Source organism: Pacificoceanicola onchidii (assembly GCF_004804335.1).
Lineage (GTDB): Bacteria > Pseudomonadota > Alphaproteobacteria > Rhodobacterales > Rhodobacteraceae > Pacificoceanicola > Pacificoceanicola onchidii.
The window spans coordinates 122,419-135,934 of the sequence record NZ_SRXY01000008.1 but is presented as its reverse complement, the minus strand read 5'-3'; the positions used below and the strand labels follow the sequence as shown (position 1 = coordinate 135,934).

17 protein-coding genes are annotated in these 13,516 nt (G+C 55.3%); 4 read left to right on the top strand and 13 right to left on the bottom strand.

Annotated features, from left to right (window positions below; all coding sequences use genetic code 11):
- Positions 1–6: 6 nt before the first annotated feature.
- From E4662_RS19480 to E4662_RS19460, 5 genes are read right to left on the bottom strand one after another with little or no spacing between them, the layout of a single operon-like run.
- Positions 7–720 carry a flagellar hook-basal body complex protein gene (locus E4662_RS19480; RefSeq protein WP_136443299.1) on the bottom strand — a complete coding sequence of 238 codons (714 nt, stop codon included), beginning with the start codon at positions 718–720 and terminating at the stop codon, positions 7–9.
- A gap of 1 nt (position 721) precedes the next feature.
- A complete protein-coding gene (locus tag E4662_RS19475; RefSeq protein WP_136443298.1) occupies positions 722–991 on the bottom strand; it encodes a flagellar biosynthetic protein FliQ in 270 nt (89 codons plus the stop codon).
- Positions 992–995: 4 nt separating this feature from the next.
- Positions 996–1,289 (bottom strand): flagellar hook-basal body complex protein FliE, encoded by a 294-nt coding sequence (gene fliE, locus E4662_RS19470; protein WP_136443297.1) that lies wholly within the window; start codon positions 1,287–1,289, stop codon positions 996–998.
- Between the two features lie 41 nt (positions 1,290–1,330).
- On the bottom strand, positions 1,331–1,720 hold the full coding sequence (flgC, locus tag E4662_RS19465; protein ID WP_136443296.1) for a flagellar basal body rod protein FlgC: 390 nt from the start codon (positions 1,718–1,720) through the stop codon (positions 1,331–1,333).
- A 12-nt stretch (positions 1,721–1,732) separates the two neighbouring features.
- Complete coding sequence (locus tag E4662_RS19460; RefSeq protein ID WP_136443295.1) at positions 1,733–2,110, bottom strand: FlgB family protein; 378 nt, start codon at positions 2,108–2,110, stop codon at positions 1,733–1,735.
- Between the two features lie 85 nt (positions 2,111–2,195).
- On the opposite strand from E4662_RS19460, the gene E4662_RS19455 reads away from it, so the two are divergent.
- Positions 2,196–3,596 carry a FliI/YscN family ATPase gene (locus tag E4662_RS19455; RefSeq protein ID WP_136443294.1) on the top strand — a complete coding sequence of 467 codons (1,401 nt, stop codon included), beginning with the start codon at positions 2,196–2,198 and terminating at the stop codon, positions 3,594–3,596.
- A 124-nt stretch (positions 3,597–3,720) separates the two neighbouring features.
- Here E4662_RS19455 and E4662_RS19450 read toward each other — a convergent pair whose 3' ends face one another.
- The 6 genes from E4662_RS19450 to E4662_RS19425 all read right to left on the bottom strand — a co-directional run bounded on the left by E4662_RS19450 (position 3,721) and on the right by E4662_RS19425 (position 7,477).
- Positions 3,721–4,539, bottom strand: coding sequence for a DUF1217 domain-containing protein (locus E4662_RS19450; RefSeq protein WP_136443293.1), 819 nt, complete (start codon positions 4,537–4,539; stop codon positions 3,721–3,723).
- Entirely contained in the window at positions 4,536–4,940 is a 405-nt protein-coding gene (gene flbT, locus E4662_RS19445) for a flagellar biosynthesis repressor FlbT (RefSeq protein WP_136443292.1), read from the bottom strand. The genes E4662_RS19450 and flbT overlap by 4 nt, the downstream gene beginning before the upstream one ends.
- Positions 4,937–5,314: a flagellar biosynthesis regulator FlaF gene (flaF, locus tag E4662_RS19440; protein ID WP_136443291.1), complete on the bottom strand. Its 378-nt coding sequence runs from the start codon at positions 5,312–5,314 to the stop codon at positions 4,937–4,939. Before flaF ends, flbT begins: the two co-directional genes overlap by 4 nt.
- 73 nt (positions 5,315–5,387) lie before the next feature.
- Complete coding sequence (locus E4662_RS19435; RefSeq protein WP_136443290.1) at positions 5,388–6,668, bottom strand: flagellin; 1,281 nt, start codon at positions 6,666–6,668, stop codon at positions 5,388–5,390.
- Between the two features lie 199 nt (positions 6,669–6,867).
- A complete protein-coding gene (locus E4662_RS19430; protein ID WP_136443289.1) occupies positions 6,868–7,215 on the bottom strand; it encodes a flagellar protein FlgN in 348 nt (115 codons plus the stop codon).
- Positions 7,208–7,477 (bottom strand): rod-binding protein, encoded by a 270-nt coding sequence (locus tag E4662_RS19425; RefSeq protein WP_136443288.1) that lies wholly within the window; start codon positions 7,475–7,477, stop codon positions 7,208–7,210. The genes E4662_RS19430 and E4662_RS19425 overlap by 8 nt, the downstream gene beginning before the upstream one ends.
- A 111-nt stretch (positions 7,478–7,588) precedes the next feature.
- Between E4662_RS19425 and E4662_RS19420 the strand changes: the two genes are divergently transcribed.
- Positions 7,589–9,799 carry a flagellar hook-length control protein FliK gene (locus E4662_RS19420; RefSeq protein ID WP_136443287.1) on the top strand — a complete coding sequence of 737 codons (2,211 nt, stop codon included), beginning with the start codon at positions 7,589–7,591 and terminating at the stop codon, positions 9,797–9,799.
- A gap of 9 nt (positions 9,800–9,808) precedes the next feature.
- A complete protein-coding gene (locus E4662_RS19415; protein ID WP_136443286.1) occupies positions 9,809–10,480 on the top strand; it encodes a flagellar hook capping FlgD N-terminal domain-containing protein in 672 nt (223 codons plus the stop codon).
- A 42-nt stretch (positions 10,481–10,522) separates the two neighbouring features.
- Here E4662_RS19415 and ubiB read toward each other — a convergent pair whose 3' ends face one another.
- Both ubiB and ubiE read right to left on the bottom strand, forming a co-directional pair.
- Positions 10,523–12,052 carry a 2-polyprenylphenol 6-hydroxylase gene (gene ubiB / locus E4662_RS19410; protein WP_136443285.1) on the bottom strand — a complete coding sequence of 510 codons (1,530 nt, stop codon included), beginning with the start codon at positions 12,050–12,052 and terminating at the stop codon, positions 10,523–10,525.
- A gap of 1 nt (position 12,053) precedes the next feature.
- Positions 12,054–12,806, bottom strand: a complete 753-nt coding sequence (ubiE, locus tag E4662_RS19405) for a bifunctional demethylmenaquinone methyltransferase/2-methoxy-6-polyprenyl-1,4-benzoquinol methylase UbiE (RefSeq protein WP_136443284.1) — start codon at positions 12,804–12,806, stop codon at positions 12,054–12,056.
- Between the two features lie 104 nt (positions 12,807–12,910).
- Between ubiE and E4662_RS19400 the strand changes: the two genes are divergently transcribed.
- Positions 12,911–13,492 carry a hypothetical protein gene (locus tag E4662_RS19400; RefSeq protein ID WP_136443283.1) on the top strand — a complete coding sequence of 194 codons (582 nt, stop codon included), beginning with the start codon at positions 12,911–12,913 and terminating at the stop codon, positions 13,490–13,492.
- Positions 13,493–13,516 lie beyond the last annotated feature (24 nt).

Genomic DNA, 13,516 nt, shown 5'->3' with positions numbered 1-13,516 from the left:
ATTCCTTTACTTAACCATGGTCTTGAGGGCTGCGCGAATGCGCTCATCCTCGCGTTCCAGAAAACTCTGCCCCATCTCGTAGGCCCGCTGGACCTCGACCATGCGGGAGACCTGCAGGATTGGGTCCACGTTCGAAGCTTCGACAAAGCCCTGCAAAATGCGCGGTTCTTCGAGTGGTTCGAATCCGTCATCCGCGCGGAACATCACCCCGCCCTCCCGAACCATCTGAAGAGGCTCCAACGGTCGAACGACGCCAATTCGGCCAAGCGGAACGCCGTCGCTACTCATGGTGCCGTCCGGCGCAAAGGCAAGATCCGATGCATCAGGGGGTACAAAGACCGGAGCGCCGCCGTCGCCGAGCACATCGTACCCATCAGGGGTCACAAGCGTTCCAGCCGCCGAAGGCATGAAGGCACCGGCCCGGGTAAGCCGTTCACCATTGGGGGTGTTGATCAAAAAGAACCCATCGCCCTCAATCGCGAGGTCGAAAGTGCCGTTTGTCTGTTTGAGCGTGCCTTGATCGAAAGAGGTGTTGCGTACCCGGCCCGCTGACATGGCGACATCTGTTCCGCCGTCCGCTTTCTCGACATACTCCGAAAAAATGACGCCTTCCTGACGAAAGCCGGTGGTGTTGGCGTTCGCGATATTGTTCGCGATCACCTGCATTTCCTTCTTCAAACCAGAAAGGCGCGATAGGGCGGCATATCCAGCGGATTCCATGTTATCCTCCGGTCACGATTGGGATGATATGTGATTGAAAAAATTCGACTAACGTGCGTGTCATAAAGCTCATCGACATCCAGAACACGATGACGATGGCCATGAGTTTCGGCACAAACGTCAGGGTCATTTCCTGGATGGACGTCAACGCCTGGAACAAACCGACGCTAACACCGGCGAGCAGCGCGGCGGCCAGGATCGGAAAGGACGTTATCGTCGCGATCCAGAGACCTTGCCGCAGCGTGTCGAAGAAGATGGCTTCTGTTATCATGCCGTTAGACCGGCATCCGCAGGATTTCCTGGTAGGCCTCAACCACCTTGTTGCGCACGGCAACAACGGTCTCAACAGCGAGCTCTGATTGCGCCAGTGCTTCGACAAGCGCATGCGGATCGGCGTTGCCCGTCATGCTGGCTTGCGCGGTTTCTTCGGCCTCTCGTAGTGTTCCGACGAAGTCGGTTGCGGCTTCGGTGAATTTTTCCTGCAATCCACCGGAAGTTGTTTCGTCTGGTTCTGTTGCCGGGCGAGAGGCGGCATAGCTTTGCGCAGCGTAAAGCGATCGGACGTCCATTCTGGTCTCCTTTCACGACGTTTCAGGTCTGTGTTGTTGTGTTAGCGTCGAAGCAGCTCCATTAGGCTCGACGACATTTGGCGGGTTTGATCGAACATCTTCAGGTTGGCCTCGTAGCTGCGCTGTGCTTCGCGCGCGTCCGCGATTTCGATCACCAGTTCGACATTCGATCCTTCGTAGTGGCCGCTTTCATCCGCAAGCGGGTGAGACGGGTCATAGATCAGTTCAAGGTCAGATCGATCGAACTGCACCCGTCCGGTTTTGACCAGATCAAGTGTTCCTTCACCTTGTTCCAGCTTGAAAGGTGCAGATTTCCGGCGAAACCCTGGTGTATCGGCGTTTGCGATGTTTTCGGATACCAAGCGCAGGCGCGTTGCCTGAGCCTTCAATCCCGCAGCCGTAACGTTCAATGCATCAGAAAAAGCACTCATAAATCAAATCCCTTAGGTGCGACCAAGGCTTGCCCGAATCACGGACAGGCTGTTGCGATAGATTGCCAATGCACGGTCATGCTGCCGCTTTGCGTCCACAGCAGTTACCATCTCCAGCTCGAGGGAAACGGTGTTGCCGTTCGGATCCATGCCTTTTTGTCGTTCAAGAATCGGAACGGAGCGGTCCGCCGCGCCATTCAGGTGGGTGGAACGCGTAGCGCGTTGCCCGATCATGGAGCCGCGGAGCGTATCCTTGAACTCTGGGACCTGCTGGGCGCGATACCGGGGGGTATCGGCATTTGCGATATTCTGTGCGGACAACGCCTGTTTGGTACCTGCGTGTCGGGCCATGGCCATCGCCGTTCTAAAGACGTCCAAGTTTTGGAACATCGGGGCTTCTCCCTCGATTGCTTAAGCCAAAACTTAACTGTGATTCCTTTAGAAACGGTTTGCAGAAACATTTACGGAGCGAACGATGGACAAGAATGTCATTCAGGGTCTGAGCAAGAGAATCGCGCAAATGCAATCAGTGCGCAGTGTGGGCCGTGTCCGTTCCGTCGATGGAACTGCCATTTGGATAACAGGCCTCGCCCATACGGCTTGTATTGGCGATCGTTTGAGATTGTTTCACCCGAGCGGCACTTTGGAAGGCGAAGTACTGCGAATTCGAGATGAATTGGTAGCGATGCTGCCAGATGAAGCCGCAGATGGGGTCAGTCAGGGGGATCGCGTTGCGGTCTTGGGTGCGCCGGTTCTGGCACCTTGTGATTCGTGGATCGGGCGGGTCATCGATCCTTACGGTCGCCCTTTGGATGGCGCCCCTCTTGGCCCCGGGACGCACCGTCGACCGTTCCGCGCAAGCCCGCCGCCGGCTGCGGCGCGGCGCGGTCTTGGTGAGCGGCTTGGGACCGGGCTCGCTGTGTTCGACACTCTCCTCCCCATTGTAAAAGGCCAACGAATCGGTCTGTTTGCGGGTTCCGGCGTCGGCAAATCGCGCCTCCTCGCGCAGCTCGCTCAGGGTATGGAAGCGGATGTGGTTGTTCTTGCTCTGGTCGGCGAGCGGGGACGAGAGGTTCAAGATTTCGTTCGATCAGTGCTTGGCCCAGAAGGAATGGCTCGCAGTGTCGTTGTCGCCGCCACCTCTGATCGGTCACCGCTGGAACGGCGAAGATGCCCATTGGCCGCGATGACAATTGCAGAGTATTTCAGAGATCAAGGTAAACATGTCTTGTATCTGGCTGATTCTATTACACGATTCGCCGAAGCCCACAGGGAAGTCGCAATTGCTTCTGGAGAACTGCCAGCACTACGTGGACATCCCCCATCTGTGGCGCACCAGATCATGCGTCTCGCAGAGCGAGCCGGTCCTGGAGCGATAGAAAACGAAGGAGACATTACTGCAGTCTTTAGCGTTTTGGTAGCAGGGTCTGATATGGATGAGCCAGTTGCCGACATCTTGCGGGGTGTTCTTGACGGTCATGTGGTTCTGGATCGGCAAATCGCCGAACGTGGTCGGTTTCCAGCCATTGATTTGCTCCGTTCGGTTTCACGCAGCTTGCCAGAAGCCGCAAGTGCTCAGGAAAACGATCTGATCACGACTGTGCGTCAATTGATGGGATCTTACGCGCGTTCCGAAACCATGGTTCGCGCTGGGTTGTATCGTGATGGCGAAGACCTGGTCCTGGACCAAGCTATCCGCGCATGGGCACCACTCGATGGATTTCTCTCTGATACTTCCCCCACCGGACCGGCGATGGCGTTTAAGAAACTCGATCTACTATTGCGCCGTTCTGGCGCGTCTCGGCCGACCAGCAAGACACCTGCAGTTGGAAGCGCTAAATCCACTGCGGTGAGAAGCCAAGTGAGATCAGATTAAAACTAGAGGAAACCGTGAACAGACATAGACACACATTCAAGTCTAAAGCTTGACCGGGGACACTTTCCGACGCAGCGACGTACTGTTTCCGTTGCCAATTACCGATGTGACGATGGTAGTATCGTCAGTATTGCTGCGAAATTGATGTCCGGGGGATGGACTGGAGCAGTGACAAGGCAATTGTACCTGATCCAATAGAAGCCGATTGACTGATTTGTGACTGCAGTAAGAAAGATTGTACAACCTTCTCTAAGTTCTCAGGCTGTGCCAATTCATCAATTGTGGAAACACCAAATCGACTGGCGGACTTTTCCTTGAAGACCTCAAGCTGTTTGTCCAGATCGATCTGGGCGAAACTGCTGGGCAGACCAAGCGCAGTTTCAAATACCTTCCGTAGAGCTGTTGTTCCCATAACTTTGAACCATTTGGTCGAATCCGACGACTCCCCTTCTGCGATTTCGGGAAGAGCTCGACTTAGGTTGAGTGCCAGTCTTAGATCATTGTCCTGATTGCCGACGGCGACTTCGAATGACTGGTCCCTAAATCGCGTCACGATTTCGTTCCCGAAAAAGCTTAACTGCGTGCGCGGTCCTACGGGAGAATCGAAAGCAAATGCTGAAGCAAAGCTCTTATAGCGTTCGTCCGCGAGTTTTACCGCCAAGGCATCGTTGTCGACACCTCCTTCGTCAAGGATCTTTTTAATAAAGAACTTGTTGTCAATGTCATCCTGAAGCCCGAAAGCGCCGAGAGCGACTCTGAGCAGCCTGCGGTCTGCAACCAGTTCATCGGTAGTTCGTATCGAGCCAATTTTTTCTTCAAAATAGTCAGTATCACGCGTGATTTCGCTTGAAGAGTTGAAAGTTGTTCTTTGCGCTTCCCCAGTTGATTTGAGAAATTGCCAGGCGACCAGACCAGATCCTACGAGTACCGGTTGGAACGTCATTGCTCTGGCGCGGACAAAAGCCGGTCCTCTCGTGGAATCAACGCGCGAAGGGCCTTAAGGCATTGATAGTACTGTTCTCCGAGGAGCGCGCTACTTGCCTGTGTCAGTAGTCTTCGACTATCAGGATCCACCAGAATTTGACTCAACTCCTCGATCCTTAGGAGAATTTGGTTTTTCGCTTCGCGAGGGTCTGCGTCACCGGTTAAAACAAGTTGAGCTGCATAGCAAATCCGCCTCACCGGGGTTTTCGCTTCATCCGGGTGAATGGCATCTCGAAGCCGAAGGACGTTTGCGTTTGGTGTGACAATTGAAAGACGACTACGACGATCTCCGTTTTCGATGACAGCGCCATTTATTAAGACGCGCTCTCTTGGTCCGAGTTTAAGTACAAGCCCACTCATTTTCGGCTCCTTCTCGCACCCAGGCCACGCAGGACTGCGGCGTTGATTTCCAGTAAAGGCGTGATACGTGCCTTTTTCATTAGGACTTTCCCCGTATGTTGTTGAACAAACTCGGCGAGGTAAAATATTCGTGCGCGAAGATCTTGAGGCAGCGCGTTTTCCTTGTCCGAAACGTCGGCTGCTAGGAAAGTCCAAATACGCTGATTGTCTGACAGCGCTTCTACAAGTTTGGGGTAGGCCAACGGACCAGCTTCTGCGGCTGCTTTGATACGGTGCGTAACGTGAGCAATCAGTTCATATTCTGTACTGCGCGCAGTTTTGGTGGTGCGACCGGTTTGAGAATAAGCACGTTGGGCAAGAGAATGTGCGTTCACTTCAGAACCTTCTGGTCATGATTGTCTGATTTTTCGGAAACTGGAGGCCGGGAAGCCGGCCTCCAGCTTTGTATTAGCGGAACAGCGAGAGAAGCTGTTGCGGCGCCTGATTTGCGATGGACAGTGCTTGAACGCCAAGCTGCTGTTGAACCTGCAGTGCTTGAAGACGCGCAGAGGCCTCTTCCATGTCCGCGTCGACCATGGTGCCAATGCCGGACTTCAGAGCATCAGTCAGGCCTTGGACAAAGTTGGTCTGCGTCTCAATGCGCCCCTGAGCTGAACCGAAGGCTGCAGCTGCGTCGATCGACGTCTGGATCAGACTTTCGATGCCAACCAGTGCGGCTTCTGCGCCGTCGTCAGTCGAAACATCAAAACCTGCCAGAATCTCCAGACCGCCACCGATTGTGCCATCCGCTTCGCTTTGCATAGTAGCAAGGTCGGCATTATCAGACTGTTCGACGGTACTGCCGTCTGTGATGGCTTCATCATAGTTGTTAGTGAAGTCAATCTGACCAGCCGTCGTCGCGTTTTCCGCGAAGGTGACTTCCAAGCCAGCCTCAGCCGCTGCAACATTCAGGCGGGTAACCATCTGGTCCATAACGTCGGAGAACGTGTCGCCTTCTCGCGCAACGTAGACAACAGCTGCATTGAAGTCATATGCATCGCCGCTATCGTCGCCAGAAAACGCGGTTGCCGAAACACTGAACGATGCGCCTGCAACAATGTCGTCGCTTGCTCCGATGCCGTCAAAAGTCGTGAAGACAGCAGTGGCTCCGACGGCTGCACCGTTACCTGCAGAGACGTCACTGCCCATCGTACCAGCCGCCGCCGCGCTAGTTCCGAGGTCCTGCTTACCCACGTTGATGTCGCTTGCGGCAACACCGGTCGAGGAACGGTCGAGGGAGGCAAGTACGTTGATGCTTCCCGTTCCTTCGGTCGAGTCAGTGTTCGACAGAAGATTCAATCCGTTGAATTGGGCGGCGCCCGTCACTGCGTTGATCTGGTCGCGAAGGGCGTTGATGTCGGCCTGGATCTTGTCGCGGTCAACGTTTTCTTCTTGCGCTGCAACGATCTTGCCTTTGATGTCGGTCAGCAGCTCGGTGGTGGTTTCAGCGGCTTGACGCGCGACCGCAACAGTGGATTGACCGAGGTTTAGACTGTCCGAAATGCCTTTGAAGCCCTTCACGTCCGCTTCCATAACTTTGGAAATGGCCCAAACAGCGGAGTTGTCCTTGGCACTCGCGACGCGTTTGCCTGTGGAGATTTCCGACTGTGTGGTGCTCAGGTTGGAGTTGATCGACTTCAGGGTCTGCAGCGCCACCATGGCGCCGTTGTTCGTCAGGATGCTAGACATGTTTTGTCCTTGCTTTGTAGTGGCGCTTTTGCGCCGGTTTCATTTGCCAAAAGAGGCATCTCTGACGTCTTTCTGACGCGTGCAAACCAGCAGTTTCCTGATTTGCGCCACCCTTTCGAGTGCAGCGCCAACATGGGGCTCGAATCCTAACGTAGGGCTAATGCACATGTCCGGATTCCAGCCAATTTGATTGAATTGATCATGCTCTTCGCTCGAGCTTCTTGATTTCAGGACTTCCAAGGTTCTTCTTTCGACCATTTTCGTCGTAGGTTTCGAGGTTTCGGCGCACTCTATTCACTTCACCCAACCGATTTGCGACGTTTCGAATCCCTGCCAATGTATGATCGAACAGTTCTTGATTTCGGCGCAGACCATCGCGGATCGGGGCCACGTCTGCATCATCCTCGTCAAGCCCTCCCAGATCGGCGGCCAGCCGCTCCTTTTCTTCCATGAGTTCCGCGATGCGGTCGAAATCCCCATTCATCAGAGCGTTTCGCTCCTCTGAAATAAGCGTTTTGAGCTGATCGAGCTTTACATTGTCACTCATTGAGTTGTTCCTTCATTGATTGAAAAAGCTGTTCTGCAAGGCCTATGCCGCCTTTCGCCGCCATAGCGCGAGCTTGCTCCTGGATTAGGAAAGACGAGAATTGATCCTCGCCTGCGCCTCCACCGAACGCTTCAGGGGTTTTTCCCGCGCCTGCTGCCTTTAGCATTTCAGCAAGGAAATTTGCCTCAAGCGCTTGTGCGGCGTCCCGTAGGGATTCGTGTTTAGTCTGCATTCCTCCAGGCAACAAAAAATTAACTTCCATGATTTGCCTCCAATTCGACTCACATGAATCTGTTTTCTGCGATTGCGGTAAAGAACCGGTAAGGATGATCCGGTTAAGTGATGAGAACGGAAGAAATCCGGAGACCCGATAATGCTGAATCAACTCACAGCTTTTCTCACTCAGAACACAAGGTCAGATCCTCCAATCGCGGGGCAAGCCAAAACCGATTCGGCGGACTTCGCGTCTGTTTTTGAGGACGCAGCGGAGCGCTCAAGACAAGATCAGCATGGGTCCGAGACGGAACCCAGGAAAGCTGAAGCCGCTCAACTGTCCGGTGATGAAGAAGCTTCTTCGGATACTGACAAAAAGACGGAGCAGGGACGTCGCCGAAACGAGGTTCTGCATTCGGTCGAAGGAGACCGCGGACATGAGGTCGCAAATAACTCCGCCGAGCTTGATGTAGAGATCCGTGCCACTGCGTCAGCGTCGATTGAGGATGTTCCGGTCGACGATGAATCGCGTGCAAGAATGCCAAGTGCGGACCATGACAGAGAACAGCGGACTCATCGGAACTTTGAGACGGACACAGGTATTTTGGAAGAGCCTGTGGCAATCCGTTACGCCACGGGTACGAATGGCTCAGATCGCCTGGGAGTTTCCCATGAACTCGAGGAAGACCACTTACGTTCAATGAGATCTGCTGTGGATGACGGGCGCGAAGCGGGAATCGGCGAATTCGCGGGGGAGAGAGCTTACAAAACCGGATCCGAAACTGGCTCAATTAACTCGGAGACACATAGGCTTGCCGGGCAATCTGGGGCAGCTACTCAAGCTACTTTGAATGCAGATGCTGCACTCATCAGAAGTGAATCGGCGCGCATTGTTGACCAAATGGGCACGAGTGTTTCTGCGAAGGTGAGCATCGCTCCAATGGTTTCGGAAACACGCGGCCAAGACAAGCTTTCCTTGCCGGCAGAAGACGCCCGTTCTGCCGACCGGACGTTTGCTTTTCCGTCAAGTGAACGTGTCAAAAAATCAAGTGTTTCATCTTCGTACGGCGGCGAAAGCCCACAAGCGCAACAGCACCGGGCAAGGTCGCTACCGCAAGCGATCCGATCTGCGGTTGTCAGTGATGAAATGCGGCCGTTTAATGGGCAACGCGGAGCCGTTTGGGAAACACCTGGCGGAGCTTACCAAGCGCAAAACCCTGAGCAAACTCTGGTGACAGCCGGTCCGACGTTTCCAGAGGCGTCGCGCTTGAATGTTTCGGAGCCCGTCAAACCCGGTCACGCAACCGTTTTGACCTCCCAGCGGCCTGAACGCTCTGAGATCGAAGCCAATGCGAAGGCTGGGCAACCATCGGCGTTGACTTCAAACCTGAAAGTTTCGCTCGATGAAAGGGGTGCTAAAGGGCGCGAATTGGATACCAAAGTGCTTATCGGGGGCAGCACATCTGACGTGCCAGTGAAGCCCGGCGAAGCCGTCGGAAAAACAGACACTGTTCGGTCTGACCCTGCGTCCATGAAACCCGCAGTGCTTGGTACAAGCCTCGAGTTGCTGTCTCAGGAGCGAATCGAAAGCATCACGCGTGCTGTCGAATCCGGCAAGCCCGGTCGACGGACTTTGCTAGCACCTTCTTTCACCGAAATGCAGGCCCAATCAGCGCAACTTGGAACAGAGTTGCGCCACGCTCGATTGGACAAAAGCGATACACGGATTAACGCGTCAGAAACGCAAGTGAAGGCCGCGATTCCTGGCAAAGTGCATTCGGTTCGCGCGGGGCAGGCAATAGGCGCTGCCGCACCTGGTCAGGTGCGGCAACCCGTCGACCGATCAGCGGATCTGGCGAGGCAGACTTTCGAAACAGAAGAAGGCTTCGCGCCTGCGCGCGTTGACGACGGTCGCGTGATGTCTGCACAGGGGTCTCAACCGTTGGTCTCATCTCAAAACGTTCGTCCGCAAAATGCTGTGATCATGCGCCAGATCCTGGACAAGATGCCGAAGCTATCCGAAGGCAAGATCGAAATACGGCTGAACCCCGAAGAGTTGGGCCGCGTTCGGATGCAAATGATTTCCACTGATCTCGGATTGTCTGTTCAGGTTCAGGCCGATCGCCCCGAAACACTGGACCTGCTGAGGCGTAACGTTGACCAACTCGCCCGGGAGTTGGCGGATGTGGGTTATGAGACGGCCGGATTTTCCTTTGGGGACAGCAGTCCGCAAAACGAACAGGATGATCGAAACGCCCATGCGCGACCGAACGGTACTGCGGCCAGTTCTCACGTCGACCCCGAGCTTTCGGAAAACGGACCCGTCCAAAGGCAGAGCGCCGCGACAGACGGTTTGGATATTAGATTATAAGGAAACACCATGGTAGATGCTATTGCGCCCACAACTGCGACAACAGCAGGTTCGCCGACATCTCAGACAAGCAACAGCCGGTCCGCATTGAGTTCGGATTTTGACACGTTTGTGCAGATGTTGACGGTACAAGTCCAGAATCAGGACCCGCTTAATCCCATTGATTCAAGCGATTACGCCTCTCAACTTGCAACGTTCTCATCGGTTGAGCAGCAAATCCTGACTAACGATCTTTTGAAAGAGATGGGCGCCAAGCTGGCGGGCAATGCATTGCAACAGGCCGCGGATTGGATTGGTCAGGAAGCGCTGACGCGCTCGCCGGTATTCTTCTCTGACTCGCCAATCGCAATCCGGGCCGAATATGCGGAGAACGCGACTCACGCGAAGCTTATGGTCAAGAACTCTGCAGGAGAGACCATTCAGACGTTCGAATTGGACGATTTGCCAGAAGACATCATGTGGACAGGCGCCGACGCAGACGGCAATCTCCTGCCGGTGGGGACGTACAGTTTTCAGATCGAGCAATATAAAGGAGAAGAGGTGATCGAAATTTCGACACCTCAAGCCTACAGTCGGATCATCGAGGTCAGGGCAAACGGTGATGATGTGATGGTTCGTTTGTCGGACGGCAGCGAGGTGCCGCCATCCATGATTACTGGACTGAGGTCACCAACGACTTGACGGCAGATCCTAGGTAACAACTCGCGGTGAGTGCGAGGCTGGTCAGAGAATCGCGCTTATTGTTAATGCGCACGCTACGCCAAGCGCGAGACCGGCCATCAGGAACAGTGCCTGACCGCGCCATTGCGATTTTGGTCGGTCAACCGGCGGGTGCGACTGGTTGATCAGAGCCGATTCAACAAGGTCGGGCAGTCGAGGGCCAAATCGGGCAAGGACACGCAGAGTTTTCCCCAGGTCGTTGGCAACAGCCCTCGGCCCGATGCTCTGCTTGATGTAGTCTTCAACGACGGGCTTTGCGACAGTCCAGATGTTCATGTGTGGGTTCAGCGAGCGGGCCACCCCTTCAACCACCACCATCGTGCGTTGCAGAAGGATGAGTTCGGTTCGGGTTTCCATGCCAAAACGCTCAGTCACTTCGAACAGGTACGCCAGCAGTTTGCCCATGGAAATGCCGCTTGCGTCCATTCCGAAGATGGGTTCGCCAACAGCGCGCAGCGCGCGCGCGAACTCGTCAACGTCCTGGTCTGCGGGAACATAGCCAGCTTCGAAGTGAACTTCGGCGACGCGGCGGTAGTCCCGGCGAATGAACCCGTAGAGAATCTCGGCGTAGACTCGACGTGTGTACTCGTCGATATGCCCCATGATTCCGAAATCATACGCGATGATATCGCCATTGGCGGCAACCTTGAGGTTGCCCTGGTGCATGTCGGCGTGGAAAAAACCGTCACGCAGCGCATGGCTCAGGAAAAGCTGGAGAACCCGTTCGGAGAGCGCGACTCGGTCGTGACCCATGGCATCGAGGGCATCGTTGTCGCCAAGCGGCACCCCGTCTGCCCAACCAAGCGTCATGACGCGGCGGCCGGAATGGTTCCATTTGATTTCAGGCAGTTGAAAGCCATCATCGCCGACGGTGTTAGCCGCGAACTCGCTGGCTGCGGCGCTTTCAAGGCGGAGGTCCAACTCCCCCATGACCACGCCTTCGAAGTGTTCGATCACGTCCGTAGGACGCAGTCTCCGGGAGGCCGGAGACAGGAATTCAATAACCGACGCGGAAAAGTAGAAGGCGTCGATGTCCCTGCGAAAACGGCGTTCGATCCCCGGCCGCAGCACTTTGACTGCAACAATTTCATCGGTTTCGGCCAGACGAGCCTTGTGCACTTGCGCAATGGATGCTGCGGCAACCGGTTCGGAAAACTCCGAAAACACCTCACTCACCGGGCGGTCCAACTCGGCTTCGACCGCTTCTTTGGCCTGTTCGATCGAGAACGGCGGAAGTTTGTCCTGCAGGATGCGCAACTCCTGCGCCATCTCATCGCCAACCACGTCCGGGCGGGTCGACAGGATTTGCCCGAACTTGATGTAAGCAGGCCCAAGCGCGGAGAGCGCGCGAGACGGCGCGGGCATCGACGGATCGCCCTTTTCCCCCAGCCAACGGAACGGCCAGACCACTTTTGCAGCAAGGCGCAGGGCAGGCGGCGCGTCCATGGCATCGAGGACCGCTTTCATCGCGCCGGTTCGTTCCAGCGTTGCGCCTGTTTGGATCAGGCGCCAGACGTTGTGAGGGCCGCGCATCTCAGATCTTCCAGCCGGAGTGCAGGCAGGCAATGCCCATGGTCAGGTTGCGGTACTTTGCGTTTTCGAAACCCGCTGCCCGAACCATTCCGAGGAAAGTGTCCTGGTCCGGAAACTTTCGAATGGATTCAACAAGATATTGGTAGCTTTCCCGATCTCCGGCAATGGCCTGCCCGAGGCGAGGAATGATGTTGAAGGAATAGAGGTCATAGACCTTCTGCATCAACTCATTGGGAATCTGCGAAAATTCCAGAACCATCAACCGCCCGCCCGGCTTCAACACGCGGAAAGCTTCGTTGAGCGCTTCCTGCGGGCGGGTCACGTTCCGGATGCCGAAGGAAATCGTGTAGGTGTCGAATGTGTTGTCCGGGAAGGGCAGCTTCATGGCGTCGCCGACCACCCAATCGAGTTGGTCTGCCATTGCGGCCGCTTCTGCGCGTTTGCGGCCTTCAACCAACATGGGTTCCGTCAGATCGAGCACCGTCGCATGGCCATGACCGGCGCGTTTGAGGAAGCGGAAGGAGATGTCGCCGGTGCCGCCCGCGACGTCGAGCAAACGCTGTCTGGGGCGCGGCGCCAGCCAATCCATCATCGCGTCTTTCCAGACGCGGTGAATGCCCATCGACATGGCGTCATTCATCACGTCGTACTTTGTCGCGACCGACTGGAAAACACCCTGAACGCGCCCGGCTTTTTCACCTTCCGGGACGTCCTGAAATCCGAAGTGCGTGGTTTGGTCGTTGTGGTCAGTCATGCAATGGGTCCGATCCGGCCTTCGTTGCGTCGCATTTGTCCTTAAACTTGCGGAAGTCAAAGGACAAACGGTCAAATCCGCGCAAAGTACAGGGTGTCGAGTCCATGAGCATGTTGCTTATCTATGCAGTTCCGCTGCTGTTGATCATCCCGTTTATCCGATTTCGCGCAATTCGGGTGTTATTGGGATTCAAGGATATCCGGCGCGGGTGGAAGCCGAAGCTGGTCGAAGAAGCCGCGGATGTGCGGACGATCTATCATTTCGGATCGAAGTCAAAACCCAAGGTTTTCGGGGGCATGGCCCTATTCGAGACCACCGCCGGCGCAAAATACCTTCCGCCGCTGTTGATCTTGTGGATCGTTATTCTGGCGTTTCAGATGGGAGAGGTGCGCAGCTTTGCAGATGGGCTGACGCTCTTTTTGCTTGTCGCGGTCTTCGGCTATCTGTGCGCTGTGAACTTCAAAACCCGGATCGTGGTTGATGGTAATACGCTGCACAAAACAGATTGGCTGTTTCGGCACCAGAGCTACGATCTCGCAGAATTGAAGCGCGCGGAACAGGATTCGTCGGAATCCTACCGGCTCGAGTTCGAAGATGGCCGGTCCACGTTTATCTTGCGGTGGATCAGCGGCCACGATCATCTCAAAGACCTGTTTGCGCATGCTCTGGAAGTGAATGGACGGTGACGCTACGTTTGCAGTGAACGCTGC

Bases quoted from the DNA above. Each gene is read 5' to 3' on its own strand.
- E4662_RS19480 (WP_136443299.1), bottom strand. From the start codon at position 720: ATGGAATCCGCTGGATATGCCGCCCTATCGCGCCTTTCTGGTTTGAAG.
- E4662_RS19475 (WP_136443298.1), bottom strand. From the start codon at position 991: ATGATAACAGAAGCCATCTTCTTCGACACGCTGCGGCAAGGTCTCTGG.
- fliE (WP_136443297.1), bottom strand. From the start codon at position 1,289: ATGGACGTCCGATCGCTTTACGCTGCGCAAAGCTATGCCGCCTCTCGC.
- flgC (WP_136443296.1), bottom strand. From the start codon at position 1,720: ATGAGTGCTTTTTCTGATGCATTGAACGTTACGGCTGCGGGATTGAAG.
- E4662_RS19460 (WP_136443295.1), bottom strand. From the start codon at position 2,110: ATGTTCCAAAACTTGGACGTCTTTAGAACGGCGATGGCCATGGCCCGA.
- E4662_RS19455 (WP_136443294.1), top strand. From the start codon at position 2,196: ATGGACAAGAATGTCATTCAGGGTCTGAGCAAGAGAATCGCGCAAATG.
- E4662_RS19450 (WP_136443293.1), bottom strand. From the start codon at position 4,539: ATGACGTTCCAACCGGTACTCGTAGGATCTGGTCTGGTCGCCTGGCAA.
- flbT (WP_136443292.1), bottom strand. From the start codon at position 4,940: ATGAGTGGGCTTGTACTTAAACTCGGACCAAGAGAGCGCGTCTTAATA.
- E4662_RS19435 (WP_136443290.1), bottom strand. From the start codon at position 6,668: ATGTCTAGCATCCTGACGAACAACGGCGCCATGGTGGCGCTGCAGACC.
- E4662_RS19430 (WP_136443289.1), bottom strand. From the start codon at position 7,215: ATGAGTGACAATGTAAAGCTCGATCAGCTCAAAACGCTTATTTCAGAG.
- E4662_RS19425 (WP_136443288.1), bottom strand. From the start codon at position 7,477: ATGGAAGTTAATTTTTTGTTGCCTGGAGGAATGCAGACTAAACACGAA.
- E4662_RS19420 (WP_136443287.1), top strand. From the start codon at position 7,589: ATGCTGAATCAACTCACAGCTTTTCTCACTCAGAACACAAGGTCAGAT.
- E4662_RS19415 (WP_136443286.1), top strand. From the start codon at position 9,809: ATGGTAGATGCTATTGCGCCCACAACTGCGACAACAGCAGGTTCGCCG.
- ubiB (WP_136443285.1), bottom strand. From the start codon at position 12,052: ATGCGCGGCCCTCACAACGTCTGGCGCCTGATCCAAACAGGCGCAACG.
- ubiE (WP_136443284.1), bottom strand. From the start codon at position 12,806: ATGACTGACCACAACGACCAAACCACGCACTTCGGATTTCAGGACGTC.
- E4662_RS19400 (WP_136443283.1), top strand. From the start codon at position 12,911: ATGAGCATGTTGCTTATCTATGCAGTTCCGCTGCTGTTGATCATCCCG.